General features: G+C 71.0%; 27 protein-coding genes. 13 read left to right on the top strand and 14 right to left on the bottom strand.

Annotated features, from left to right (window positions below; genetic code table 11):
- Positions 1-5: 5 nt before the first annotated feature.
- From ASD10_RS03070 to ASD10_RS03050, 5 genes are all read right to left on the bottom strand, one after another.
- Positions 6-1,304, bottom strand: coding sequence for an FAD-binding oxidoreductase (locus ASD10_RS03070; RefSeq protein WP_056604408.1), 1,299 nt, complete (start codon positions 1,302-1,304; stop codon positions 6-8).
- Between the two features lie 9 nt (positions 1,305-1,313).
- On the bottom strand, positions 1,314-1,703 hold the full coding sequence (locus ASD10_RS03065) for a hypothetical protein (RefSeq protein WP_056604407.1): 390 nt from the start codon (positions 1,701-1,703) through the stop codon (positions 1,314-1,316).
- A gap of 72 nt (positions 1,704-1,775) precedes the next feature.
- Complete coding sequence (locus ASD10_RS03060; protein WP_056604405.1) at positions 1,776-4,259, bottom strand: glycoside hydrolase family 65 protein; 2,484 nt, start codon at positions 4,257-4,259, stop codon at positions 1,776-1,778.
- On the bottom strand, positions 4,256-4,981 hold the full coding sequence (locus tag ASD10_RS03055; protein WP_056604402.1) for an HAD family phosphatase: 726 nt from the start codon (positions 4,979-4,981) through the stop codon (positions 4,256-4,258). The genes ASD10_RS03060 and ASD10_RS03055 overlap by 4 nt, the downstream gene beginning before the upstream one ends.
- A gap of 74 nt (positions 4,982-5,055) precedes the next feature.
- The gene (locus ASD10_RS03050; RefSeq protein WP_056604400.1) at positions 5,056-6,276 is read right to left on the bottom strand and encodes a hypothetical protein; all 1,221 of its coding nucleotides are present in this window, start codon (positions 6,274-6,276) and stop codon (positions 5,056-5,058) included.
- 224 nt (positions 6,277-6,500) lie between these two features.
- Between ASD10_RS03050 and ASD10_RS03045 the strand changes: the two genes are divergently transcribed.
- The 10 genes from ASD10_RS03045 to ASD10_RS03005 all read left to right on the top strand — a co-directional run bounded on the left by ASD10_RS03045 (position 6,501) and on the right by ASD10_RS03005 (position 15,866).
- The gene (locus ASD10_RS03045) at positions 6,501-7,418 is read left to right on the top strand and encodes a hypothetical protein (protein ID WP_056604397.1); all 918 of its coding nucleotides are present in this window, start codon (positions 6,501-6,503) and stop codon (positions 7,416-7,418) included.
- A gap of 179 nt (positions 7,419-7,597) precedes the next feature.
- On the top strand, positions 7,598-8,494 hold the full coding sequence (locus tag ASD10_RS03040; protein ID WP_056604394.1) for a hypothetical protein: 897 nt from the start codon (positions 7,598-7,600) through the stop codon (positions 8,492-8,494).
- Between the two features lie 46 nt (positions 8,495-8,540).
- Complete coding sequence (locus ASD10_RS03035) at positions 8,541-9,371, top strand: hypothetical protein (protein WP_056604390.1); 831 nt, start codon at positions 8,541-8,543, stop codon at positions 9,369-9,371.
- 157 nt (positions 9,372-9,528) lie between these two features.
- A complete protein-coding gene (locus tag ASD10_RS03030; RefSeq protein WP_056604387.1) occupies positions 9,529-10,407 on the top strand; it encodes a hypothetical protein in 879 nt (292 codons plus the stop codon).
- Between the two features lie 277 nt (positions 10,408-10,684).
- Positions 10,685-11,554, top strand: coding sequence for a hypothetical protein (locus ASD10_RS03025; RefSeq protein WP_056604386.1), 870 nt, complete (start codon positions 10,685-10,687; stop codon positions 11,552-11,554).
- 131 nt (positions 11,555-11,685) lie between these two features.
- Positions 11,686-12,543 (top strand): hypothetical protein, encoded by an 858-nt coding sequence (locus ASD10_RS03020; RefSeq protein WP_157432423.1) that lies wholly within the window; start codon positions 11,686-11,688, stop codon positions 12,541-12,543.
- A gap of 174 nt (positions 12,544-12,717) precedes the next feature.
- A complete protein-coding gene (locus ASD10_RS18610; protein WP_157432422.1) occupies positions 12,718-12,876 on the top strand; it encodes a hypothetical protein in 159 nt (52 codons plus the stop codon).
- Positions 12,873-13,688 carry a hypothetical protein gene (locus ASD10_RS03015; RefSeq protein ID WP_056604383.1) on the top strand — a complete coding sequence of 272 codons (816 nt, stop codon included), beginning with the start codon at positions 12,873-12,875 and terminating at the stop codon, positions 13,686-13,688. Before ASD10_RS18610 ends, ASD10_RS03015 begins: the two co-directional genes overlap by 4 nt.
- A 110-nt stretch (positions 13,689-13,798) precedes the next feature.
- A complete protein-coding gene (locus ASD10_RS03010) occupies positions 13,799-14,656 on the top strand; it encodes a hypothetical protein (RefSeq protein WP_157432421.1) in 858 nt (285 codons plus the stop codon).
- A 28-nt stretch (positions 14,657-14,684) separates the two neighbouring features.
- Complete coding sequence (locus ASD10_RS03005) at positions 14,685-15,866, top strand: arginine deiminase (RefSeq protein ID WP_056604380.1); 1,182 nt, start codon at positions 14,685-14,687, stop codon at positions 15,864-15,866.
- Position 15,867: 1 nt separating this feature from the next.
- Here the strand turns inward: ASD10_RS03005 and ASD10_RS03000 are convergent, their stop codons facing one another.
- Entirely contained in the window at positions 15,868-16,773 is a 906-nt protein-coding gene (locus ASD10_RS03000) for an aldo/keto reductase (RefSeq protein ID WP_056604378.1), read from the bottom strand.
- Between the two features lie 27 nt (positions 16,774-16,800).
- Complete coding sequence (locus tag ASD10_RS02995) at positions 16,801-17,373, bottom strand: TetR/AcrR family transcriptional regulator (RefSeq protein WP_235501745.1); 573 nt, start codon at positions 17,371-17,373, stop codon at positions 16,801-16,803.
- 129 nt (positions 17,374-17,502) lie between these two features.
- Between ASD10_RS02995 and ASD10_RS02990 the strand changes: the two genes are divergently transcribed.
- Positions 17,503-18,444 (top strand): chlorophyllase, encoded by a 942-nt coding sequence (locus tag ASD10_RS02990; protein WP_056604365.1) that lies wholly within the window; start codon positions 17,503-17,505, stop codon positions 18,442-18,444.
- An 18-nt stretch (positions 18,445-18,462) separates the two neighbouring features.
- On the opposite strand, the gene ASD10_RS02985 is transcribed toward ASD10_RS02990, so the two are convergent.
- A complete protein-coding gene (locus ASD10_RS02985; RefSeq protein WP_056604363.1) occupies positions 18,463-19,314 on the bottom strand; it encodes a DUF5926 family protein in 852 nt (283 codons plus the stop codon).
- 45 nt (positions 19,315-19,359) lie between these two features.
- Complete coding sequence (locus tag ASD10_RS02980) at positions 19,360-19,755, bottom strand: ATP-binding protein (RefSeq protein WP_056604360.1); 396 nt, start codon at positions 19,753-19,755, stop codon at positions 19,360-19,362.
- A 177-nt stretch (positions 19,756-19,932) separates the two neighbouring features.
- Between ASD10_RS02980 and ASD10_RS02975 the strand changes: the two genes are divergently transcribed.
- Positions 19,933-20,250, top strand: coding sequence for a rhodanese-like domain-containing protein (locus ASD10_RS02975; RefSeq protein ID WP_056604357.1), 318 nt, complete (start codon positions 19,933-19,935; stop codon positions 20,248-20,250).
- Between the two features lie 15 nt (positions 20,251-20,265).
- Here ASD10_RS02975 and ASD10_RS02970 read toward each other — a convergent pair whose 3' ends face one another.
- From ASD10_RS02970 to ASD10_RS02955, 4 genes are all read right to left on the bottom strand, one after another.
- On the bottom strand, positions 20,266-21,312 hold the full coding sequence (locus tag ASD10_RS02970; RefSeq protein WP_056604354.1) for a CPBP family intramembrane glutamic endopeptidase: 1,047 nt from the start codon (positions 21,310-21,312) through the stop codon (positions 20,266-20,268).
- Between the two features lie 70 nt (positions 21,313-21,382).
- Positions 21,383-21,655, bottom strand: coding sequence for an HU family DNA-binding protein (locus ASD10_RS02965; RefSeq protein ID WP_199906980.1), 273 nt, complete (start codon positions 21,653-21,655; stop codon positions 21,383-21,385).
- Positions 21,656-21,765: 110 nt separating this feature from the next.
- A complete protein-coding gene (gene aat, locus ASD10_RS02960) occupies positions 21,766-22,419 on the bottom strand; it encodes a leucyl/phenylalanyl-tRNA--protein transferase (protein WP_235501744.1) in 654 nt (217 codons plus the stop codon).
- Positions 22,416-23,375 (bottom strand): phosphotransferase, encoded by a 960-nt coding sequence (locus ASD10_RS02955; RefSeq protein WP_056604349.1) that lies wholly within the window; start codon positions 23,373-23,375, stop codon positions 22,416-22,418. The genes aat and ASD10_RS02955 overlap by 4 nt, the downstream gene beginning before the upstream one ends.
- A gap of 85 nt (positions 23,376-23,460) precedes the next feature.
- On the opposite strand from ASD10_RS02955, the gene ASD10_RS02950 reads away from it, so the two are divergent.
- Positions 23,461-24,132, top strand: coding sequence for an EcsC family protein (locus ASD10_RS02950; RefSeq protein WP_056604346.1), 672 nt, complete (start codon positions 23,461-23,463; stop codon positions 24,130-24,132).
- A 38-nt stretch (positions 24,133-24,170) separates the two neighbouring features.
- Here ASD10_RS02950 and ASD10_RS02945 read toward each other — a convergent pair whose 3' ends face one another.
- Complete coding sequence (locus tag ASD10_RS02945) at positions 24,171-25,163, bottom strand: hypothetical protein (protein WP_056604343.1); 993 nt, start codon at positions 25,161-25,163, stop codon at positions 24,171-24,173.
- Positions 25,164-25,254 lie beyond the last annotated feature (91 nt).

Below are 25,254 nucleotides of genomic sequence, written 5' to 3'. Positions count from 1 at the left end.
AGGTGTCAGCCGAAGACCGTCCCCGACGTGTCGGCGTTGAGGGCGCGTCGGCGGCTGAACGCGCCGAGGTCGACGACATGGCCCGTGTGCGGCATCGTGACGGTGATCGGCTCCGCGTCGTGGTCGACGCCGGCCTGCACCCCGTCGACCAGGGCCCGCATCAGCGTGCCGACCAGCGGGGCGTTCTTGAACTGGTTGCCGCTCGTGCCCATCGCCACGAAAAAGCCGTCCGCGGCCGTGCGGTCGTAGATCGGCGTCCAGTCGGTCGCGACGTCGTACACGCCGGTGATGCCGCGGACGCGGTGCGGCACCGCGAGGTCGGGCAGGCGTCGTGCGGCCCGCAGCACCTGGGCGTCGAAGCGCTCGCGCGACGGCAGGGGGTCGGACGCGTCGGGGTCGTCGATCCAGTCGAGCGGATCGCACTCGGGCTCGGTGCCGCCGACCAGCACGTGGCCTCCGGAGTCGGGCCGCAGGTAGATGCCGATGTCGGCGTCGGCGAGGACGGGCGGGTGGTCGCCCAGACCCTGCGGCGTCGGCACCTGGTGCACCTCCTGGCGCATCGGTGCGACGGCGACCGTGAAGTCGTCGCCGATGCCGGCGAGCTCGTTGACGCGGGACGACCACGGGCCCGCGGCGTTGACGACGACCGGCGCGACGAGGCGACGTCCGTCGTCGAGCGTCACCTGCCAGTCGTCGCCGGCCCGGCCGATCGCCGTCACGGTGCGCCGGAACGAGAACGTCGCGCCGTGGTGCGCCGCGGCCTCGGCGAGGTTCGCGGCGGCGAGCCGGGGGTCGTCGACGAAGCCGGCGTCGGGCGTGAAGATCCCGCCGAGCCGTCCGCTTGGGTCGTCGAAGAAGGCGTCGGACGTGACGGGCTTGGGCGGCCAGAACCGTCCCGCGTCCAACCCCCGCAGGTGCCGCTCGAGGTCGTCGGGGCCCCACACCTCGTACGGGATGCCGGCACGGTCGAACAGCTCGGCCTGCAGCCGGGCGGGCAGGATGTCGACGTCGAGGAACACCATGCCGCAGCGCCTGAACGTCGCGAGACCGTCGGCGGGACGCACGCCGAGGTGGTCCTCCCACTCGTCCCAGCGGAACCGCGACTCCCAGGCGGCCGCGACGCCGTCCCACGTCGGGTAGTTGAACCGCACGATCGCGCTCGACGCGCTGGTGGAGCCGTGTCCGGGACCGGCGGCCTTGTCGACGACGTGCACCGAGCGGCCCGAGCGGGCGAGCTCGAGTGCCGTCGACGCACCCACGACGCCCGCGCCGACGACGATGACGTCGGTGGTCGTCGTGCTCATGCGGGGGCGCTACCGCTCGTCGGCCTGCTGACGCTCGACGACGGAGCCGCGCTGGTCGAACTCGACGTCGACCGTCACGAGCACCTCGCCGTCGAGGCTCAGCTCGACGCGGTTCTCCTCGGCCGTCAGGTTGCCCGCCGTGCCCTCGTCGAGCCACGTGACCGAGCCGATGACGCTGACGAGCGAGACCTTGGCGCCGTTGTCGCGCTGACCGCGGAAGACGACCGGGCCGGGCCCGGAGTCACGGATGACCAGGGCCGTGCGGCTGACCAGCGGGTGGTCGACACCGACCGTGGGCTCGTCGGCGCCACCCGTGCGGCCGAACGTCCACTTGTCGTCGCCGGACAGCTGAACCTCGCCCGTCTCGCCGGCAGCGGTCTTCCACATCACGGTGATCACCCCTAGATCGTTCCATGCGTGTCTCGAAAGATCACAGGAACCTCTCTTTTCACCCCGGCGACCGGCCGGGGATCACGTGCCGGGGACGATGGCGGCGATGATCGTGCCGTCGGCGCGACGACGTCCGGGCACCGGTGCGGGCTCGCCCTCGAGCCGCGGGCCCTGACCGTCCAGCGCGACCGACACGGGCGCGCCGGCCCGCACCGTGACGGCGTGGCCGCGCACGACCAGCGACGCCTCGGCGCCGTCCTCGACCTCGAGGTCGACGCGGTCGGGCAGCACCGCGACGCGCACCCGCGTGCCGAGCAGCGTCAACCGGTACGTCAGCGACTCCCACGCCTCGGGCAGGCGCGGGTCGATCGTGAACACGCCGCCGTGGTCGCGGAAGCCGCCGAACCCGCTGACCAGCGCGCTCCACACGCCGCCCGTCGACGCGACGTGCACGCCGTCGGACGTGTTGCGGTGCCGGTCGGCGAGGTCGACGAACAGCGCCGACAGGAAGTAGCGCAGCGCCAGGTCGTGGTAGCCGACCTCGGCCGCCATGATCGACTGCACGACCGCCGACAGCGTCGAGTCGCCCGTCGTGATCGGGTCGTAGTACTCGAAGTCGGCGCGCTTCTCCTCGGGCGTGAAGTGATCGCCCTGCAGGAACAGGGCCAGCACGACGTCGGCCTGCTTGAGCACCTGGAACCGGTAGATCACCAGCGGGTGGTAGTTGAGCAGCAGGGGACGCTTGTCGAGCGGCGTGTGCTCGAGGTCCCACACCTCGCGCTCGAGGAAGTGCTGGTCCTGCGGGTGGACGCCGAGGTGCTCGTCGTACGGGACGGCCATGTCGGCGGCGGCGCGCTCCCACTCGTCGACCTCGCTCATCGCGAGGCCGAGGCGCTCGACGACCCGCTCGTACTCGATGCCGTCGCGGGCGGCCAGGTCACGGACGGCCTGGGCCGCGCGGCTCAGGTTGAAGCGGGCCATGACGTTGGTGAAGAGGTTGTCGTTGACGACCGTCGTGTACTCGTCCGGGCCCGTGACGCCGTGGATGTGGAACGTGCCGTCGTCCTCGTCGCGCCAGAAGCCCAGGTCGACCCACATGCGCGCGGTCTCGACGAGGATGTCGACGCCCTCGCGGGTGAGGAAGTCGAGGTCTCCGGTGGCCGCCAGGTACTGGCTCAACGCGTAGGAGATGTCGGCGTCGATGTGGTACTGCGCGGTGCCGGCCGCGTAGTAGGCCGAGGCCTCCTCGCCGTTGATCGTCCGCCACGGGAACAGGGCCCCGTGCTGGGCGAGCTGCTTGGCACGCGATCGCGCCGCGTCGAGCAGCGTGTAGCGGAACCGCAGCGCGTTGCGGGCCGCGCGCGGGGTCGTGTACGTCAGGAACGGCAGGACGTAGATCTCGGTGTCCCAGAAGTAGTGCCCGCCGTAGCCCGATCCCGTGACGCCCTTGGCGGGGATGCCGGTGCCCTCGGCGCGGGCCGAGGCCTGCGCGATCTGGAAGAGGTTCCAGCGGGTCGCCTGCTGCACCTCGGGCTGACCCGGGATCTCGACGTCCGAGCGCTCCCAGAAGCCGTCGAGCCAGGCGCGCTGGTCGTCGAACTGCTGGTCGAGGCCCTCGTCGTGCGCGCGGTCGAGCGTGCGACGGCAGCGGTCGAGCAGCTCGCGCGACGGCACGCCGCGCGACGTGTGATAGCTGACGAGCTTGGTCAGGACGATCGGCTGACCCGGCTCGGCGTCGATGCGGTACGTCATCTTGGCCAGGTCGTCGTCGGTCTGGATGCGCTTGGTGTAGTTGTTGGCCGTCTCGAGACGGTGGTCGGCGGCGACCGCGATCGTCATGCCGCTCTCGGTGCACTGGTAGCCGAGCGCGACGCGACCGTCGGCGAGGTTGCCCCAGTTGCTCTGCGGACGCAGGACGCGGTGGTTCATCTGACCGGCCTTGCGCGGGTCGACGCCCTCGCCCATCGCCTTGGAGCGGACGTGGTACTCGTCCTCGCCGTCCTGGCGGTTGAGGATCTGCGACGAGATGGCGACGGGCGCGTAGTCGTCGAGCATCGTGACCTCGAACGTCAGCACCGCGAGGTGGCGCTGCGTGAACGAGACCATGCGCCGCGACCGGATGCGCACGCGCTTGCCGCCGGGCGTCCGCCAGAGGATGTCGCGGGACATGACGCCGGTGCGGAAGTCGAGACGACGCTCGTACTCGACGAGGTCGGCGATCGGCAGCAGCAGCGGCTCGTCGTCGACGTAGAGGCGGATGACCTTGGCGTCGGGGGCGTTGACGATCGTCTGGCCGACGCGCGCGAAGCCGAAGGCCTCCTCGGCGTGCTGGATCGGCCACGTCTCGTGGAAACCGTTGACGAACGTGCCGTGCGTGAACGAGTCGCGTCCCTCGTCGACGTTGCCGCGCAGGCCGAGGTAGCCGTTGCCGACGCTGAACAGCGTCTCGGTGGTGCCGAGGTCGTCGTTGTCGATGTGGCTCTCGACCAGCGCCCACTCGTCGACGGGGTAGCGCGAACGGTTGAGGAAGTCGTGCACCTGCGGCGCGATGTGCGAGGGGCTCATGCGTCGGCACCGTCCACGAGCTCGTCGAGGTCGGACACGACGACGTCGGCGCCGTGCTCGGTGAGCTGGTCGGCGCCCACGCCGCGATCGACGCCGATGACCAGGCCGAAGTCGCCGGCGTGCCCGGCGGCGACGCCGGAGAGCGCGTCCTCGAACACGACGGCCCGCTCCTTCGGCACGCCGAGGTCGTCGGCGGCGGCGAGGAACGTGTCGGGCGCGGGCTTGCCGGGCAGGCCGCGCTCGCCGGCCTCCTTGCCGCTGACGATGACCGGGAAGTGCTCGATCATGCCGGCGGCGGTCAGGACGGCGGCGGCGTTGCGCGAGCTCGAGACGATCGCCATCTTCGTGCCGCGCTTCTCGAGCGCCTCGACGAGGGCGACCGAGCCGGGGTAGGGCTTGACGCCCTCGGTCTGCAGGATCTGCTCGAAGTCGTCGTTCTTGCGGTTGCCCAGGCCCGCGACGGTCTCGGCCGACGCCGGGTCGGACGCGTCGCCCTCGGGCAGCTCGATGTCGCGCGAGGCGAGGAACGACCTGACGCCGTCGTACCGGGGCTTTCCGTCGACGTACGTGAAGTAGTCGGCGTCCGTGTAGGGCTCGTCGACACCCCGCTCACGGAGGAAGTCGTTGAACATCTGGGCCCATGCGCGCATGTGCACCTCCGCCGTCGGCGTGATCACGCCGTCGAGGTCGAAGAGGGCAGCGTCGTAGTCGTTCCAGTCCACACGCACGAGCGTACGCAGGTCGGGTGTCCGCGAGGTAACGCACGGGGTGCGGCGACCGCCACAGTTCCGTGCGCCTACTTCTTGCGCGTCGTGAACGTCCACTTCCTGCTCACCGAGCGCGAGAGGTCGTCGGCCGAGAAGGAGGTGACACGGACGTAGTACTTCGTGGCCGGCTTCAGCCCGCGCAGCACCCGTCCCCGGTTCACGGTCTTGAACGTCCTGGCCTTCCTGCCCTTCGACCAGACCGTGATCTCGTAGCGCCGAGCGCCCTCCACGGCCGGCCACGCGACGCCGCTCGAGCGTGCCTTCTTCTCGTACGTCCGGAGCTTCGTGGCCGCGGGCATCGCCGGAGTGGTGAACGTGACGGTGGCGGGGACCGATGAGACCGGACGCGTCGACGCAGTGGCCTCCACCGACGCCGTGTAGGTGCGCCCCGGCTCGAGCGATCCGGCGTAGAACGTCATCGACGTCCGGCCACCGGTGCTGCCGCCGTAGGTGCGCGTCCGTCCCTGCATCGTCAGCCGGTAGTCCGTCGCCCCGGGCACGACGTTCCAGGTGAACGTCGCACCCGCGGGAGACACCGCGACGTCCAGGCCGGTCGGCGTCGCCAGTCCGACGGCGCCGGCGTGCAGCGTCCGCGTCTCGTAGCGGTATCCCGGCTTCCACACCGTCACCCGCACCGCCACGGGCACGCCCACGTGCTGCGCCGTCAGGGCGAACGTCCGGTCGTAGGCTCCCTCGACCTCCTCGCCGTTGAGCATCCACTCGTAGAAGACCTGCACGTCACCGGGCACCCAGGCGCCCGGGTCGACCGTCAGGACGGATCCCGGCGTCAGTGCGCCGGAGACCGACGGCTCACGCGAGCTGCCGATGGGCAGGGCCTGCGCCAGGACCGCGTCCTTGCCGGTCACGACCTGAGCCGCGCCGACCGCGACGTCGTCCGCGTCCTCGATGTCGGTCACGTCGTCCCAGTACTCGGTGGCGGTCGTGTCGGAGTAGTCGTAGAACTCCAGCCGGTAGTCGCCGGCGGCGAGGCCGTCGACCGAGTAGCGGCCATCACCGTCGGACCAGCCGTAGCCCGCCTCGACCCACTCGTCGTCCTCGAGCTCGTAGGCGGTGACCAGCACCTCCGACGCGTCGAAGCCGGACGCACCCGAGCTCACGGTGCCTTGGATCGAGCCGGTCGAGACCGCGACGGCCGAGGACGCCTGCGCCGTCAGCAGTCCGGCCGCGAGGGCACCGACCAGGGCGACGGTGGACAGACGGCGGGCGACCCGGCCCCGGACCTTCAGCATGACGACGACCTCTCCTCGGGACGACGACGGTCGAGGCCCCGGGGCGCAACGGTAGGGGACGACAGCGGGTCGCGGGGCCGAATCGCGAACCGTGAACCGGGCCCGGACGGATCACCCGCCTAGTCACTTCGGATGACTTGTGCCGAATGCCAGGTTACGAACGTGTGAACACCGCAAGAATGCGCGAGAGGTCGCCCGGCCTCCCAGCACTCCCAAGGAGCTCCATGCGCACTTCGATCCTCTCCCGCGCGGCCGTCGCCGTCGCGACCCTGGCCATCGGCTCGGTCACCCTGGCGGCAGCCCCCGCCACCGCCGCCACACCGGCCGGAATCGACCGCGCCTCCATCGTCTCGGTCCTCGACGCGGCCCGCAGCTACCAGTCCAACGGCGGCGGTTACACCGAAGCCGAGCAGGCGGCCCTCGACAAGCTGACCGAGACGGTCTGCGGCTACACGACGACGAACGACCTCTACCCGCACGGCGCGTACTTCAACTTCTTCAAGCAGAACAGCGGGGCGGACGGCGCGATCGTCTCGGTCGAGCTGCACGAGAACATCGAGGGAGGCGACTACACGCACCGGTACTGCAACTTCGGACTGGTCGTGACCGCCGACAAGGACGCGAAGCTCAGCGGCCAGGCGACGCTCACGCTGACCCCCCGCCCCGCGGACACCGAGGGACCGATCATCGCGACCGCTGCGGCGGACGACTCCACCACCGGACAGCTGTCCGGCAACGCGTTCGTGTCGACCAGCATCACGCGAGACTCGAACGAGTTCTTCAGCAACTACTCCGCCGTCGACTTCACCGCTGCCGGGGCGGCCACGACGTCCAAGACCGTGACCGACCAGCGCAAGATCTGGGACCACAAGTCCAAGGTCGAGAAGCGGGCTGCCAAGGCCAAGTACGACAAGCGCATCGCCAAGGCCAAGAAGGCGTACGCCAAGGCGCTCGACCGGGCCGGCAGCAACTCGGCCACGAAGGCCGCCGCGAAGAAGGCCTACCTGGCCAAGCGGGCGGAGACGAAGGTCAAGTACGACTACGCGGTCTGGAACTACCGCTACGTCACCAACACCAAGACCGTCACCCAGTCCACGCCGTTCAACCTGACGGCCAGCGGCCGCAACAACAACCTCGGCTGATCCAACTCCCCCGATCCCGCCTCGGCCTGCTGGCCGGGGCGGGATCGCTTCGTCCGCACCCGGACGGGCCACGCCGACTAGTCCGATGTGATGGTCTTCACAGTCCAGCCCGCAGCCGCAGCAGATCTCGCGCATGCTGGACGACGGGCCGGTCGGCCCCCTCACTCCCAAGGAGCACCATGCGTTCGTCCGTCCTGTCCCGGTCCGTGATCGCGGTGGCCTCGCTGGCCATCGGCTCGGCCGTCCTCGTCGCCGCGCCGGCCACCGCCGCCACGGCGAACGGCATCACCCGCGAGGACGTCCTCGCGGCCGCCAGCAGCCTGCGCGCCGACCCGGAGGACGGCTCGCCCCAGAACGGCACCCCCGAGCTGGCTGCGCTCGCAGCCAAGGCGTGCGGGCCCCTGGGCAGCGACACGTTCGGAGTCTTCGGGCAGCCCGTCGCCACGCCCGACAGCGTCGACGGACTCACCGTCACCGTCCTGCGTCAGTCGGCCGAGGACGTCGAGGGACCGACGGGCTTCCCGTTCGGCAACCTCGACACCTGCACGTTCGCCGCCGTGGCACCGCTCGGATCGGGGACGACCTTCACGGGCGACCTCGAGGTCACGACCTCGACCGTGCGCCTGACCGACTTCCCCTTCGGCCAGGGCACCACGAGCACCGTGACGTCCCGCCTCTCCGGCGACGTCTTCGTCTCGCCCGCCACCGAGGCGACCAGCTCCTTCAGCTTCGCGGGCGCCGAGGCGAATGGTCTCGTGACGGCCCCGAACGGGCAGCGCGTGCTGACGGTCACCAAGATCGCCGACAAGAAGAGCAAGGCGGCCAAGAAGGCGGCCAAGCGGACGTACGTCAAGCGCATCAAGGCCGCGAAGAAGTCGTACGCGAAGGCCGTCAAGCGGGCCCACGGCAGCCCCACGAAGAAGGCCGTCGCCCGGGCGGCCTACCTGTCGCGCCGCTCCGCGGTGAAGTCGTCGTACTCGTACGCGATCGCCGACTACAAGCTCGTCAAGACGCGCTCGGCCGCGGCCGACGCCCGCCGCTTCTCGGTGTCGACCGGCCCGTCGATCGTCGGCTGACACCGCCATGCACCGCACCCCGACACCTCACTCCCGAAGGACCACCATGCGCTCATCCCTCCTGACCCGTTCGGCCGTCGCCGTCGCGTCACTGGCCATCGGCTCCGTCGCCCTGGCCGCAGCACCCGCGTCGGCCGACACCACGACCGGCACGAGCCGCGAGGCCGTGCTCACCGTCGCCGACCAGATCCGCAACGACAACCGGTTCGCCGACGGCAACCTCGCCCTCGTCGAGAAGATCTGCGGCATCGGCGTCGACGACGGACGCGACATCGAGCTGCGCACCACGAACCAGCCCGAGGGCGTCGACGGCTTCATCGCCGAGGCATTCGTCGATCCGGCCGACGGTCCCAGCCGGACCTGCACGTTCGCCGGCTTCGCCACCGAGAAGTCGTCGAGCACGATGTCAGGGACTGCGACGCTCGCCGAGCAGCAGTTCAGCTCCAGCGCCGCCGCACCGACGAGCCACGACTACACGCTCTCAGGAGACGTCTACGTGACCGCCCCGGTCACCGACCTCTCGTACGGCTACGGGATCGCGACCGCCTCGGGCAACGTCACGGTGACCCAGGCCAGGACGACGACGTCCTCGCGCGTGGTCACTCCCAAGAGCACCGAGCGCAAGCGGGCGGCCTACAAGGCCTACAACCGGACGATCGACACCGCGCAGGCCAAGCTCTCGAAGGCACTGAAGAAGGCCGACGGGAGCAGCAGCAAGAAGGCAGCCGCCCGCAAGGCCTACGCGGCGCGCAAGAAGGCCGCCAAGGCCACGCTCCACCGCGCCCTGGCCGGCACCCTGACGATCGTGGTGACCGAGAACGCGAACACGTCGACGACGGCGTTCACGTTCACGACGCAGGACCTCCGCCTGCGCTGACCCGCAGCACCGACGATCCCGCCCGAGCGCCCGCTCGGGCGGGATCGTCGTGTTCGGGCCTAGCCCGAAAGGCCCATTTCCAGGCAAAACCCCTCGCGAACGAGACAGGCCGTCCATCCTTGACCGAGCCGTCCCGCTCCCGCCTCGAAAGGTCATCATGCCCATCCCCCACCTCGTTCGCGTCGCAGCGGCGACCGCGACTCTCGCCGTCGCAGCCACGGCCCTGGCCATGCCCGCCTCAGCCAGCACCGAGAGCACCGTCAGCGCCGCAGCCGCACGAGCAGTCGCCGACCTCGGCCCCGGCACGTTCTCGACCGCGGACCTCGCCGCCGAGGACGACCTGATCGACTCCATGGAGGCCCTGGCCGACCAGACGTGCAACGTGTCGGGCCAGAGCGTCTCGCTCAACTCCGACGTCGTCCTTCTGAACGTCCTCGACTCGGGTGCTGGGCCGGTGGCCGCCCTCGTGTCAGCCGACATCAACCTCGACGACGACCAGTCGGTGTACGAGCGCACCTGCAACTTCGCCTTCCTCGTGTCCGAGCAGTCCACGACGTTCGACGGCTCCTACTCGTTCGCCGTCACGTCCGACGTCCCCGACGGTCAGTCGTCGTCCCTGGACCCGCTCAAGACCGTCACGGGCTCCTTGAACGGTGAGTACGTCGTCAGCACGCCCACGTTCACCACGGTCACCGAGTTCGCCGACGCGAGCCTGACCTCGTCCGGGTCGACCAGCAAGCTCACCCCGGCTCAGCGCACGGTGCGCGACGTCGTCACCACGCCGAAGAGCGCTCAGGCGAAGAAGGCCGCCAAGAAGAAGTACGACAAGGCCGTGAAGACCGCCAAGAAGACGTTCAAGAAGGCCGGCAAGACCAAGAAGGCCAAGAAGGTCCTGGCCCGGAAGACTGCTGCCGCGAAGAAGGCCTATGCCCGCGCGATCGCGCCCACGTCACGGGCCGTCGATCGCGTGGAGACCTACACCGCGCGCACCCCGTGGTCGATGAGCGGGACGCTGGACTACCGCGACGCCGTCTGACGGAACGCTCATGGCGATCCTGCTGCCGACTCGAGGCCGGCGCGATCGCCCGCCGTCCTCGGATTCGGTGTCGGAGTCAGGAGACGTCGACTCCTGCGTCGCACCCGATGATCCCGCCCCGCGCCGCGCGTCGGGCGGGATCGTCGCGTCCGGGACCATCGTGACCACCTCGGCTGGTCCTTTGGGATGAGTTCTGCCCATCCGGCGGACCCACCGGCGGGTCGACCGCATGCTGGGCGGTGGGCCGGTGCGGCCCACCACACTCCCAAGGAGCACCATGCGTTCATCCCTGCTGTCCCGAGCCCTGATCGCCGTCGCCTCGTCGTCGGTCGCCTCAGCCGCCCTGGCCGTCGCTCCCGCGACCGCCGCCACCCCGTCCGGCACGACCCGCGACGCCGTCCTGTCGCTGGCGTCCGCAGCTCGTGCCGACGCCAGCGCGCCGTCACGGACGACCCGCACGGCGGCCGCCCAGGTTCTGACCCGCGAGTGCGGCCTGGCCTCCGGCGAGTCCGTCGACGTCGCCGACGTGAATTTCGTCCGGGCCGTCACGCCCATCGCCGGGGTCGACGGCGTCTACCTGGACGCCGAGGTCCGCAACGGCCTCACCGTCCTGCGCGAGTGCGCGCTGGGCCTCGTGGCGCCCACCGCCGACGGCGCCACGCTGACAGGCACCGCGACGCTGGACGTCGTCGCCGGCGACTCGATCCAGCAGGCACCGTCCGTGCCCCTGTCCGGCGACGTGTCGGTCATCGTCCTCACGAATGCGACACGATTCAGCGACGGCTTCTCGTACACCGCGACGGGGAGGGCCTCCAGGACGGTGACCACGACGACCACCGACCGGGTCAGGGTCGAGCCCACGGCCAACGCAAGGACAAGGGCGCGGAACACCTACGACGCGAGCGCCCAGAAGGCCAGGAAGGCCTACAAGAAGGCGGTCGAGAAGGCCGACGGCAGCGCCCGGAAGAAGGCCTCCGCCAAGAGGGCCTACCGCGCCAGGATCGTCGCGGCCCGGACGACCTACGCCAAGGCGGTCGCCCCTCGCCTGGTGACGCGGACGCGGACGAGCGCGGTCACGCAGTTCAGCGACTTCACCGTCGTGGCCAAGCGCACGGCCCCCGCCCCGCCCGCGCAGACCGGGCTCTGAGGCGGGGTACCCGGGCTGACCACCCGACATGGCTCGTCCGGATGACCTTCCGGCGTTCTGGCCCGGCAACGCAACGGAAAGCGCATGATCGTCGGTGGGTCGAGTGACCCACGTCACCTCCTAGGAGCCTCATGCGTTCATCCCTGCTCTCCCGGTCCGTGATCGCCGTCGCGTCACTGGCCATCGGCTCGGTCGCCCTGGTCGCCGCACCCGCCACCGCCGCGACGCCGTCCGGCATCACCCGCGACGCGGTCCTCTCGCTCGCCGCAGCCGCTCGCGTCGATGCGACGGCCGCGGCGACGCGAACGGCGGCCCGCGACATCCTGAGCCGCGAGTGCGCGCTCACCACGGGCGAGAGCATCACCACCACCGAGAACGGCCTGTTCGTCACGTCGGTCGCCGCGGTCACCCCCAGCGCGACGGCGGACGGCGTCTCCATCAGCGGCTTCGTCAGCTTGTCCGGACAGCCCATCCGTCAGTGCGTGGTGGGAGTCATCGCGCCGACCGCACCCGGGTTCACGCTCAGCGGCCAGGCCACCTTGTCGATCACGACGAGCTCGTCGCCGGCACAGGCCCAGACGACACTGTCGGGGGACGTGTCGGTCTCTGCGATCAACACCATCCCCAACTTCACGGCTGTCACCGGCAGCACGTACTCCGCCAGCGGGGCCGCGAGCAAGACGAGCACCGTGCGCACGTCGACGAAGGTCAAGGACAAGAAGACGTCCACGCAGAAGAAGGCCGCCAAGAAGAAGTACGACAAGAAGCTGAAGGCACTCAAGACGTCGTACAAGAAGGCCCTGGCCAAGGCCGGCAGCAGCAAGGCCAAGAAGAAGGCCGCGCAGAAGAGCTTCTCGGCCAAGAAGAAGGCCGCCAAGGCGACCTATCGGTACGCCATCGCCGGCTACAAGATCGTCAGGAAGACCAAGACGGTCACGGAGACCCGACCCTTCACGGCGAAGGCCGAGCAGAGCAACCTGCTGTTCTGACCTGTCACCTGCGGACGGTCCCGCCTCGAGCGCGTGCTCGAGGCGCGACCGTCCGCAGGGGTGCGACTTTGGGCGGATGTGCCCCCGAGCGCGCGATCTGGTGGATCATGGTCGTGGGCCACCCCGGGAGTCGTGGCTCGTCTGCCGTTCGCGGCCTCATTCCTTGGGAGAAGAATGAACCGTCTCATCACGCGTCCCCTGCTCATGCTGTCGGCGAGCGGGCTCGCACTAGCCGTCGCCGTCGCACCCGTCAAGGTGTCCGCCGCCGAGGTCGACCAGGGAGCCGTCGAGGTGGCGTCGCAGACGGCGCCGCCGGTGGACCCCCTGCCATGACGTCCGTGACCCGCGCGATGGTGCTCGAGGCCGCGTCCGGGCTCCGCGCGACCGAACCCGACGCCACGGCCGAGGCGAAGCTGGACCGCCTGGTGCGGGACATCGTCGCGAGCGCCGTGTCGGTCGGCGGCGATCTCGTCGACTACACCGCCTACCCGACGCCCGCCGACGCGTCCGTGACGGGCGTGCTGATCGACGTCTCGTTGACGCGCACCGACAGCGTGCAGACCCGGTCGCTGGCGACCGTCGCACTGGCCCCCACCTCCGACGGCGACCAGCTCGACGGGTCGGTCGTCGTCAGCGGCCTGCCGGTCGACGCCGCCGACGGGGCGCGGACGCTGCACACCTCGACGCTGTCGGGCGACGTGCACGTGTCGACGCCCGTCGACGTCTCGGACTCGGGGGTGCTGGAGGTGTCGCTGACGTCGGTCAGCGTCGAGCCGACGCCGACGCCGACGCCGACCCCGTCCACGCCGACGCCGTCGCCGTCCACGCCCGCCCCGACGTCGACGCCCCGCACGGCCGCCGAGCTGGCCGCCGCGAGGAGGACGTACGACGCCGCGCTCAAGAACGCGCGGACCAAGTACGCCAAGGCCCGCAAGAAGGCCGGCAGGAGCAAGCGGAAGAGGGTCGCTGCCAAGAAGTCCTACGACGTGCGGCGTGCGCGGGCGAAGGCCGCCTACCGGGCGGCGATCGCCGACGTGCCCGCAGGCGCCGCACCCGCGGGCGCCACGAGGAGCGCAGCCGCGGTCAGCGCCAGCGCGCCCACCACCGTCATCTCGACCGACGTCGGCTGGGCCCCCGTCGGGTGACCTGGCCACCACGTCCCACGCAGTCGCACGTGTCACCCCGTCGACCGACGATGACCGGGTCGACCGTCACACTGTGGTGGGCCGCGCGGCCCGACAACGAAGGAGCACCCGTGCACCGAACCATGTCGTCGATCGCCCTCCTGACGACCAGTCTGCTGGTCGCGACCGCAGCAGTCTCCGGTCCGGCGGCGGCGAACGGCAGCACCGGCGTCACCCGCGACTCGATCCTGACGGCCGCCGCGGGCATCCGCGAGCCCGACATCGCCACCGGCCCGGCCACTGACGCAGCGGTGCGTCAGATCGTCGGACGGGCCTGCGCCGCCGACCTCGACGGCGCGGCCCAGCTCTACCAGTGGCGTGCCAGCTCCGTGGACGGACCAGGCGTGACCGGGCTCGTCGTGCGAGCGGCGATCGTCGAGCCGGACGGCTCCGGCTCGACCACGTCGCGCATCTGCGCGTTCGCTGCGATCACACCCTCGACCAGCAGCGAGCACCGACTGTCCGGGTCCTACACCTTCGGCGTCGAGATGGGCTACACGGAGACGCGCGAGCTCAAGGGACTGATGTCCGGATCCGTCCAGCTGACCACGGTGCTCAGCGTCCCGCGCGACCGCTACGTCAGCGCCGCGTACCTGACCGCGGCCGGCTCGTCGCAGCGAACCGTCCACACGACCGTCGAGTCACGGGTGGAGACCCCGAAGACGAAGAAGCAGCTCAAGACCGCACGGGCCACACTGGTGAAGTCCAACGCCTCAGCGAAGCGGACCTACAAGAAGGCCGTCAAGGCGGCCCACGGGAGCAAGGCCAAGAAGGCCGGGGCACTCAAGCGCTACCGGGCGAGCCGAGCTCGTGCCGAGAAGGTCTATCTGAGGGCGACCCGCACCTTCGTGATCAAACGGACCGGACACACGGACGTCGAGTCGGAGGCGTTCACCGTGAAGGCGTCCAACTACGAGGAGATCTACTGACGACCCCACCCCTCACTAGGCTGTCGTCATGCCTCTCGGAGCGGACAGTGAAGTCGGACGCCTGCGCACGGTCATGCTGCACCGTCCCGGGCCCGAGCTCGGACGGCTGACGCCGCGCAACAACGACCAGCTGCTGTTCGACGGCATCCCGTGGCTCGGCCGCGCGCAGGAGGAGCACGACGCGTTCGCGCAGGCCCTGCGCGACCACGACGTCGAGGTGCTGTACCTGACGGAGCTGCTGACGCAGACCCTCGCGATCGACGCCGCCCGCGACGAGATCATCGACAGCACGCTCAAGGGCCTGTTCGTCGGCCCGAGCCTGCAGGCACTGATCGGCGCGAAGCTCGCCGACGCCGATCCGGCGCAGCTGGCCGAGACGCTGATGGCCGGCCTGCGCAACGACGAGGTGCACCTCGACGGCAGCGCCGCGCACCAGCTGATGCAGCCCGAGGACTTCCTCATCAACCCGCTGCCCAACCTGCTGTTCACCCGCGACTCGTCGGTGTGGCTGCGCGACCGCGTCGCCGTCACGAGCCTCGCGATGCCCGCGCGGGTGCGCGAGACGCAGCTGACCGGGCTGATCTACCGCCACCACGAGCGGTTCGCCGGCACCCCGATCGTCCATGGTCCCCACCTGGAGCACCTCGAGGGCGGCGACGTCCTCGAGCTCTCACCCGGCGTCATCGCGGTCGGCATCGGCGAGCGGACGACCCCCGCCGGTCTCGAGCGGTTCGCGCAGCAGGTGCTGTCCGAGGGCCTCGCGCACACCGTGCTGGCGGTGCCGATCGCGCAGGAGCGCGCCACGATGCACCTCGACACGATCGTGACGATGGTCGACGTCGACACCGTCGTGATCTACCCGACCATGTCCGACACCCTGCGCTCCGTCCCCCTGACGTGGGGTGACGACGGCTTCGTCATCGGCGCCGAGACCTCGTTCTTCGCGGGGGCCGCCGCCGCGATGGGCATCGAGACGCTCCACCAGATCGACACCGGTCTCGACCCCGTCACCGCCGAGCGCGAGCAGTGGGACGACGGCAACAACACCCTCGCGATCAACGCCCGGCTCGCGGTCGCCTACGAGCGCAACGAGCAGACCAACGCGCGGCTCGAGGAGCACGGCATCGAGGTCATCACGATCAGTGGCGACCAGCTGGGCTCGGGGCGTGGCGGGCCCCGCTGCATGTCGTGCCCCATCGACCGCGACTGACTCAGGCCAGGCGGGCGAGCTCCTCGTCGGTGAGGGTCAGGTCGAACGACGCCACCAGCGCGGCGAGCTGCTCGACCGTGCGGGCGCTCGCGACGGGCGCCGCGACGGTCGGCTGCTGGCGCAACCAGGCCAGGGCCACCGCCGTGACGCCGACCGAGTGGTCGGCGGCGATCGCGTCGAGGGTCTCGAGCAGCGCGACGTTGCGGTCGTCCTCGAGGTAGGCGGCGGCGCCCTCGGCGCGGGTCGAGTCGACCGACGTGCCCGGTCGGTACTTGCCGGTCAGGAAGCCCGAGGCGAGCGCGTAGTAGGGCAGCTCGACGATCCCCAGCTCGGCGACCGTCGGGGCCAGCGTCTCGGCGTAGTCGCGCTCGACGAGGTTGAAGTGGTCCTGCGCGACGGTGAAGCGCACCTGACCGGCACCGTCGGCGACCTCGACGGCGCTGCGCAGGCGCCCGGCGTCGAAGTTCGACGCGCCGACCTCGACGACCTTGCCCGCCGTCACGAGCTCGTCGAACACGCCGACGTACTCCTCCTGCGGGACGTCCTGGTCGTCGCGATGCGCGTAGTAGAGGTCGATCCGGTCGGTGCGCAGACGCGTCAGCGACTCGTCGACGGCGGCCCGGACGTTGTCGGGCGACAGGCCCGGACGGTCGGGCAGCGAGAACACCTTCGTCGCGATCGACACGTCGTCGCGACGTCCGCGGGACGCCAACCAGTCGCCGATGATCCGCTCGGAGTCGCCGCCGGTGTTGCCCGGCACCCAGACCGAGTAGACGTCCGCGGTGTCGATCGAGCGTCCGCCCGCGTCGACGAAGGCGTCGAGCACGGCGTGGCTCTCGGACGGCGAGGACGTCCAGCCGAACGTGTTGCCGCCGAGGACGAGTGGTCCGAAGTCGAGAGAAGTCATACAGGCGTCAACGACGTGCGGCCCCGGTCATTCCCGGCGGGCCTCCGCCAGGACCCCTGAGACGTAGGCCCGGACGACTCGGCGCGCGTCGAACTGCGGGTCGCTGCCAGCACCGATGCACAGATTGCCGATGCCGCGCAGCACCTCGTACGCGGTCGGACCGGCGCCACCCGGAGGATGGTCGGCGGCGGCTGCGAGCAGGTCAGCACACACCGGGACGAGATGGTCGACGAAGTGCCGGTGGAGGGCGGCGCCGACCTTCTCGTCCTGCAGGGCCGCCGCCAGGCCGTGCTTGGTGACCAGGAAGTCGACGAACAGGTCGAGCCACGCACGCAGCGCGGCTTCCGGCGACGCGGATGATGTCATCAGCCTCGGCCCGGCCTCGGCGCACGCGTCGACCTGGTGGCGGTAGACGGCGACGACCAGCTCGGCCCTGGTCGGGAAGTGACGGTAGATGGTGCCGACGCCGACGCCGGCGGCGGCCGCCACCGCCCGGACGGGGGCGTCGACCCCGGAGGCCACGAACACCGAGGCAGCGGCTTCGAGCAGCTTCTGCTCGTTGCGGAACGCGTCGACGCGCTTGGCCCGCGGAGACGACATGGATGCCTCGGACGCACTCGTCATCGTCGATCCTCCAGGTCGTCTTGATATCCGGAACACTGTTCCGTATAGTTGTGGAACAACGTTCCACTTATATCCTGCCACAGCGGACCACTCGAAGGGCCCACCATGTCCAGCATCGTCCACCGCCTCGACGCCCTCACCGGACCGCCGATCCCCGTCGTCTCGGTCGCCCCCGTCGTCCTCGAGGCGCCCGGCCGCTCACGCGACCTGCACGTCCGGGTGTCCGCCCCCGTCACCGGCACCGACCTTCCGATCGTGCTGTTCTCGCACGGGAACGGCTGGTCGCACGACGGCTACGCACCCCTCACGGCATTCTGGGCGTCGCGCGGATTCGTGGTGGTCCAGCCCACGCACCTCGACTCTCGCCGGCTCGGCACCCGCATGGACGACCCGGGGTTCGCCGACATCTGGCGCACCCGGGTCGACGACCTCCGCCGGGTGCTCGACCAGCTCGACACCGTCGAGTCGGCCGTGCCGGGCCTGGCGCGGCGGGTCGACCGTTCGCGCATCGCTGCGGCCGGGCACTCCTGGGGCGCCCAGAGCGTCGGCGAGCTGCTCGGCGCCCGGGTGCTCGACGCCGACGGGACACCCGGCGACGACCTCTCCGACGCACGCGTCACGGCCGGCGTCCTGCTGGCGACGGCCGGCACCGGCGACGACCTGTCGCCCTGGGCGAGCACGCACCTACCGTTCATGCGTCCGTCGTTCGCGTCGCTGACCACACCCACGCTCGTCGTGGCAGGCGACCGGGACGACTCACCCCTGACCGCCCGCGGACCCGAGTGGATGACGGACGCCTACGAGCTGAGCCCCGGCGCGACGGACCTGCTGACACTGTTCGGCGGCGAGCACTCGCTGGGCGGCATCCCGGGTCACGAGGTCGCCGAGACGACCGACGAGGACCCCGAACGGGTCGCCGTCGTGCAGCGCCTCACGACCGCCTACCTGCGCAGCGCGCTCGACCCGTCCGATCCGAGCTGGACGGCAGCACGAGACGAGTTCGACGCCGCCGTCGAGCCGGGTGGGCGGATCGAATCCCGCCACTGACGCGAGGACCGCCGAACGTCAGACCTGCACCTGGCGGCTGATCAGCGAGCCCTTCGCGGCCCGCTCGGCGGACGTCAGCGGGCTGTCGTCGGCCAGCGCGGCTGCCAGACGCTCGGCGAACGCGGTCGCCGGCTGCTCGAGCGCGTCGGCGTCGTGCTCGAACTCCCACACCGGGACGAGCAGACCGTGCGCGCGGAAGTGACCGATCAGCTTGGTGCCCTCGCCGAGCGTGTCGTCGTCGGCGGCGTGCAGCCGGGCCAGCGCGTTGAGCAGCGCGGTCTCGTCGTGCGTCATGACCCAGCGCAGGAACCGCTGCGGTCCCATCTCGGTCCAGTACGCGCCGTCGACCGAGTCGAGGTGGACCGTCGGGGCAATCGTGTCGTTGGCCTCGGCGAGCGCCTCGGCGACGCCGTCGTTGTCCTCGACGCCCTCGACCCAGTAGTCGAAGCCGTCGTGCACGACGACGTCGAACGTCGAGTCGGGCGCGATGATGTCCTGCAGACGCGGACCGACGCCGGGATCGGTCATGCGGACGGGGCTGCCGGGCTCGGTGCTGCGGGCGAGCTCGATGACGTGCGCGAGGTCGCGGCTGATGTCACCGAAGTTGTGGGCGACCTGCAGGCCGATCCACGTCTCGCCGTCCTGTCGGCGGATGCCGGCGCCGTTGCCCGGCAGCATCGAGCACACGCGGACGGTCTCGCCGTCCTTCAGCGTGATCGTGGCCGAACCGGCCGGGACGAACTCGCGCAGCGCGACCCAGTCCTCCTCGGACGGCAAGCCCTCGAAGGTGCGCGCCACGAACGGCATGCGCTCCTTCTTGGCAGCCTTCGTGCCGTCGGTACGAGTCTTGATTCGCGACTTCTTGCCCATGACGGGCGAGTCTAACGGGCGACGGCTGAGCCGCTCGGCCGGTCGTCAGTGCGTCGTGAGGGCGAGCTCGGCGTTGACGCGAGTGCCCTTCGACATGTCGACCCACCAGCGGTCGGCGACACGGTTGATGATCGCGAGACCGCGACCGCTCAGCGAGTCCTCGTCGAAGTCGATCGGCTTGAGGTGGCCTCCGACGCCACCGTCGAGCACGCTGAGCTCGAGCAGGTCGCCGTTGATCGACCACGAGATCTCGATCGCGCCGTCCTCGGCGGGGACGCCGTGGCTGACGGCGTTGGCGATCATCTCGCTGATCACGATGAGCGCGTCGTCGATGACCTCGTTGGACGCGTGCTGCCGCGTCAGGAAGGCAGCCAGACGGGTGCGGGCGATGCCCGGCGTGGAGGGCTCGAACGGTAGGCGGACGGTGTCGTGCGACATCATCTGCGCCACCGTCCTTCCGTCTCCGGTTCGTCCCGTCGAGTTCTTCAGGCTCCATCTCACCACGGATCCTGAAACGCTTCTGGTCCAAAGTAACTACTCCAGGGGGGTCATTGCTACTCCTGTGACGGATTAGACCCTCCCCGAGGCCCATTTCGGCCAGAGGAGGACGATGGTCCCATGACTGACTCGACCGTCCCGACCACCGAGATCGACGCGATCCCGGCGACGATCCCCGACGACCTCGTCGTCCTCGACGTCCGCGAGCCGCACGAGTGGGCGGCCGGGCACATCGACGGCGCCGTCCACATCCCGCTGGGCGAGATCCCGGCCCGCGTCGGCGAGCTCGACCCCTCGGTGCGCACCCTCGTGGTGTGCCACCTGGGAGGCCGGTCGGCCCGCGCGACCCAGTGGCTGCACGCGCAGGGCCACGACGTCACGAACGTCGCGGGTGGCATGGAGGCGTGGGAGGCCGCCGGACGCCCGACCGTCTCCTAGCCCGACCGAAGCGCCTCAGCGCCACCCCGGGGGTAGCTCCCCCGGGTAGTCCGGGGTGTCGGGGTGCAGCGCGGGGCCCGGGGCGACCGGCTGCACGGGCTGGTGCCAGACCATCGCGTACGGCGGTGGCGGCCACATCGGCGCGAGGGGCGGCGGTGGGTCGGGGATGGGGTCGCGCGTGCGCTGGACGCCCCGCCGGCGTGCCAGCCACTCGATCGTCACGACGAGCAGGACGCTCGAGACGATCGTCGGCACGAGGTCGAGGGGCCCGGCGCCGGTGTCGTCGGTCGCCGAGATCACGCCGACCGCGTCGAGCGCGAACAGCACGACGTTGTTGGCGGCGTGCGCCGCGATCGCGGCCTCGAGACCGCCCGTGCGGATCGTCAGGACCGCCGCGGTCAGACCGAACAGCCCGACGTCCAGCAGCCCCCACAGGCCGTACCCGTGCCCCGCGACGAACAGCGGCGTCGTGACGACGACCGGCACGATCGCGAACCTCGTCCACGACCCCACCAGCTGCATCAGGTAGCCCCTGAAGAGGTACTCCTCGGCGGCGGACTGCAGCGGGACGACGAGCAGGATCGCCAGCAGCGCCCACGCCGTGCTCGGGTCGATCGCGGCCGGGGTCGACACCTCGGACGGGTCGGTCACCTCGCCCACGACGAGCGAGCCTCCGATCGTGACGACCGTGACGACCGTCGCGACGACGGCCGTGAGCCCCAGCCAGCGCCAGCGCAGACGTCCTGCGACCGACGACAGGTAGCCGACCGGACGCGGGCCCGTGGCCAGCACGCCCAGCAGCACCGCGGGGATCAGCAGCGCGATGCTCAGCAGGTCGAGCACGAAGTAGTCGAGGTGCGCGGTGTCGAGGTCGCCGACCGCGTCGAACCAGCCGTCGAGCGATCCCGACGAGCTCGACGCCGCGAACCAGACGGCCGCCGCGACGACCAGCAGGATCGTCAGCCCGAAGTAGAAGACGACGATGACCGGCGCCGCCACGGGCAGCTTCCACCAGGCGTACGCCGGGGTCTCGCGGGCGAGACGGTGGTACGGCGTGGCCATGGCTGATCCTCACACAGACGGCAACAGCGCCACCGGATCGGGTCCGATGGCGCTGCAGGGTCGTGCAGGTCTACTTGGCGGCGGCCTTGAGGCGCGAGCCGACGCTGACCTTGACGCCGAAGCCGGCGGGGATGTCGATCGTCTCGCCCGTGGAGGGGTTGCGACCGGTGCGGGCCGCGCGTGCCACGCGCTCGACCGAGAGGATGCCGGGGATCGAGACCTTCTCGCCCTTGGCGACCGAGTCGAGGAGGATCTCGCTGAAGGACGAGAGAACCGCGTCGGCGTCGGCCTTGCTGGTGCCGGCCTTCGAAGCGAGGGCAGCGACGAGGTCGTTGCGAGAGATAGCCACAAAAGCTCCTTGTGAGTGGGGGTGTTTTCGTCATTCAGTCTAGGAACGCGATCCCCGCCCCGGGCGCCCACCCCGCCGTGCGCCGGGCCGATTCCGCCGTGATATCAGGCCCATCCGGGAGGCGGGGCGGCGTCGACGAGCTCCTCGATGCGTGCGAGGTACACGTCGCGCGGCCACTGCGTCACGCCCAGCGACTCCAGGTGGGTCGTGCTCCACTGCGTGTCGATCAGTCCGCCGTCACCGACCCGCCGGGCCAGCTCGACGAGGGCGACCTTCGAGGCGTCCGTCGCGCGGTGGAACATCGACTCGCCCGCGAACAGGGCCCCGATGCTCAGGCCGTAGAGGCCCCCCACGAGCGTCCCGTCGGCGCTGCGGGTCTCGACCGAGTGCGCCCACCCCAGACGGTGCATCTCGACGTACGCCTCGCGGATCGGCCCGTCGATCCACGACCCGGGTCGCGACGGGTCGGCGCACGCGTCGATGACCTCCTCGAAGGACTCGTCGACCGTCACGGTGAAACGGCGCACCGAGCGCGACAACGACCGGCTGACCCGCAGGTCGGACGGCACGAGCACGCCCCGCTCCATCGGCGACCACCACAGCAGCTCGCGGTCGTGCGGCATCGGGAACGCACCCCGTCGGTAGGCCTCGACCAGGGTGCTGGGGGCGAGGTCGGCGCCCGAGGCGACGCAGTCGTCGTCGGGCCACTGGTCGGGGTCGAACACCCAGGGCGTCGGCGGCAGCGGGGTGCGGGTCACGGCTCGAGCACCCGCGTCAGGTGGTGCAGGACGCTGTCGCCCCACTGCGTCCACTCGGCGGCGGTCGCCTCCTGCAGGCAGCCCCACCACACGAGCGTCCGGTTGACCGCCTGCGTGCACGACGCGGCCCGCAGCTGCGCCGCGAGGTCGTCGGGCTCGACGCCCCACACGTCGCCGTACGCCGCGAGCACGTCGGACCACGACAGCGTCCCGTCGGACTGGGCGATCCATGCCTCGGGCACGCACAGCAGCTCGGCGGCGTGCGCCCACTGACCGTCGCCGAAGTCGAAGAAGTGGCCGTTGGCCGCGAAGACGTTCCACGGGTGCAGGTCGCCGTGCTGCCACGTCGTCGGCAGCGACGACTCCTGCAGCTCGGCGACGGCGTCGACGACGCGCGGTCGGGCGCCCTCGAGCTGCGTGCGCAGATCGTCCGGGATGGTGGCGGGGTGCTGGTCCGGCAGCGAGGCGAGCACCTCGACGAAGCGGTCGAACCGGCCCACGACGGTCGACGGACGGCAGTCGGGCAGGCCCGTGGCGATCAGCGCCTCGCCGTGACCGGCCGCGGTCCGCTGCAGGTGGGCGGCGTGCCCGAGGACCCGCCGCCAGTCGTCCGCGGTCGGGTCGCTCGTGTCGCCGAGGGTCGCGCCGCGGTCGAGCGTCAGCATCCAGCCACGATCGACGTCGACGGCGACGGGAGCGTCGACCGCGTCGGGCGCGAGGCGGGCCAGCTCGACCTGCAGCGCCGGCTCGAACGCCATCGAGGCGCAGTTGGCCTTGAACCAGATGCGTCCCGCGTCGGTCGGCACCGTGAGCTGCGTCGACCAGGGGCGGATGCGGGGCTGCTCGACGGGTCCGGTGACCTCGATGCCGCGGGCCGCGAGGGTGTCGTGCGTCCACCGCCGCGCCGCGTGCCGCCAGTCGTCGTGCGCGACGCGCTCGGAGAACGGTCGGCCCATGGGGTCAGCGTAGGCGTCCGGCCCGCGGTCCGTGGGGTTCTGCGCTCGAGGGGCCGGGGCGGGGCATCGCTCCTATGCTGGACGCATGGGACTCAGACGCAGTGTTGCCACCTCCGCCGGCTCGAAGCTGGCGCCCAAGGTCGCGTCCGGGTACGTCCGCACCGTGCTCGACCGGGCCATCGACGGCATCGGGCCGCTGCGCTCGGCGGCCGCGGCCGCCGACAGCCGTCTCGTCGACGCCGACGGTGACGTCGAGAAGGCCATCTCGAGCCTCATGAAGACGCACACGAGCCTCGCGGCGGCGCAGGGATTCGTCACGAACCTCGGCGGCCTCGCCACCGCTGCGCTGGCGGTGCCCGCCAACGTCGCGGGCGTCACGATCGTCCAGTGCCACCTGGTCGCGGGGATCGCCCACCTGCGCGGCTACGACCTGCACGACCCGCGCGTCCGCAACGCGATCCTGGCGTGCATGCTCGGCGAGGACGCGGTCAAGACCCTGGTCAAGAAGCACCGCCTGCCGTCGTCGCCGATGGCGCTCGCGACCTCACCGGTGCACGACCCGGTGCTGGACGAGCGGCTGTCGAGGGAGGTCACGGCCGAGCTGGTCGGACGCACCGCCGGACGTCGAGCCGTCACCATGATCGGCCGTCGCGTGCCGTTCCTCGGCGGTGCGGTCGGCGGGTCGAGCGACGCCTGGGCCACGTGGCAGATCGGCTCGTTCGCGTCCGACGAGCTCAAGGACCGCCGCCGCTCCTGACCGCCGCTCCTGACCGCGAGTGGCGCAGGACTGTTGGTTCAGGACTGCCGAGGCAACAATTCTGCGCCACTCGCGGGGCGCTTGCGACGGGGCGGGGTGTCGCGGACGAAGCGCCGGAGTCGCCGGTCGAGGCGAGACCACCCGGGCGCGGAGACCGACGAGCGGTCGAGCTCGGCCAGCCACCGCTTGGCTCGCCCCGCGTCGTACGGCCACCCCAGCGCGTCCTCGGCGTCGCGGACGACCAGCAGTGGCGACTCGACGAGCTCGACCGACGTGTAGCCGTACCTCTCCTGACCCAGGCGGGCGAGCGCCTTGTCGCGCCTGAGGTCGTGGCGATGGGTCTCTTGCGACCGGTGCCCCGCGCCGTCGTACTCGGGGTGCCTCGCCGTGCCGACGATCTGCAGATCGGTACGGGCCACGAGACGTCCCTCCCCGTCGCGCACCTCGACCTGTGATCGGACCGGGACACCCGACAGCTGGTGCGCCAGGCGCAGCACCGACTCCCACCACGACTCGCTGAGGCGATCGGCCAGCGGCAGGGCATCGCGCAACGTCCGGGCACCACGGCGGCCCGGGACGATGGCGTCTCGCAGGCGCTCGACCGACGTCTCGCCCGCCTGCAGCGCGCCGTCGATCACCGCGACCAGGTCGATGAGCCCGAGGTCCTCCGCGAGCTCGACGATCGTCCACTCCGCCGACGCGATCCGCACACCGCGCAGGGACGACCGGTGCCGGCGGGGCACGTCGCACCGCCTGACGTACACGCCCCGCCGGTCCAGGTGGGCGAAGTCGGCGTCGCTGACGGCGACGATCGGCACCGAGCGGGTGCGCGGGAGCCGCCATCCGCGCAGGCTGGCGCTCGTGAGGTGCGTGAAGATCGCGTCGGCGGGGAGGGCCTGCTGGACCGCGCGGCAGGTCTTCGCCAGGTCTCCGGCGTCGTCCACGTCCATGAAGACCGTGTGGGTCGGCGTGTGGTAGCCGCCCGTCCGAAGATTCTGCCGGGAGGGGGCACCGGCGGCGTCCTGGCTCATCCCTCCACCCCACCATGCTCATGAGCCCGTGGCCCGCCCCTGGCGCGAGCCTGTGGACGGAGCGCGAGTGGCGCACGATGGTTGGCTCCAG

This window comes from Aeromicrobium sp. Root472D3 (assembly GCF_001426485.1).
GTDB lineage: Bacteria > Actinomycetota > Actinomycetes > Propionibacteriales > Nocardioidaceae > Aeromicrobium.
The sequence above is the reverse complement of the archived record's forward strand: the minus strand, read 5'-3'. Positions and strand labels throughout refer to the sequence as shown.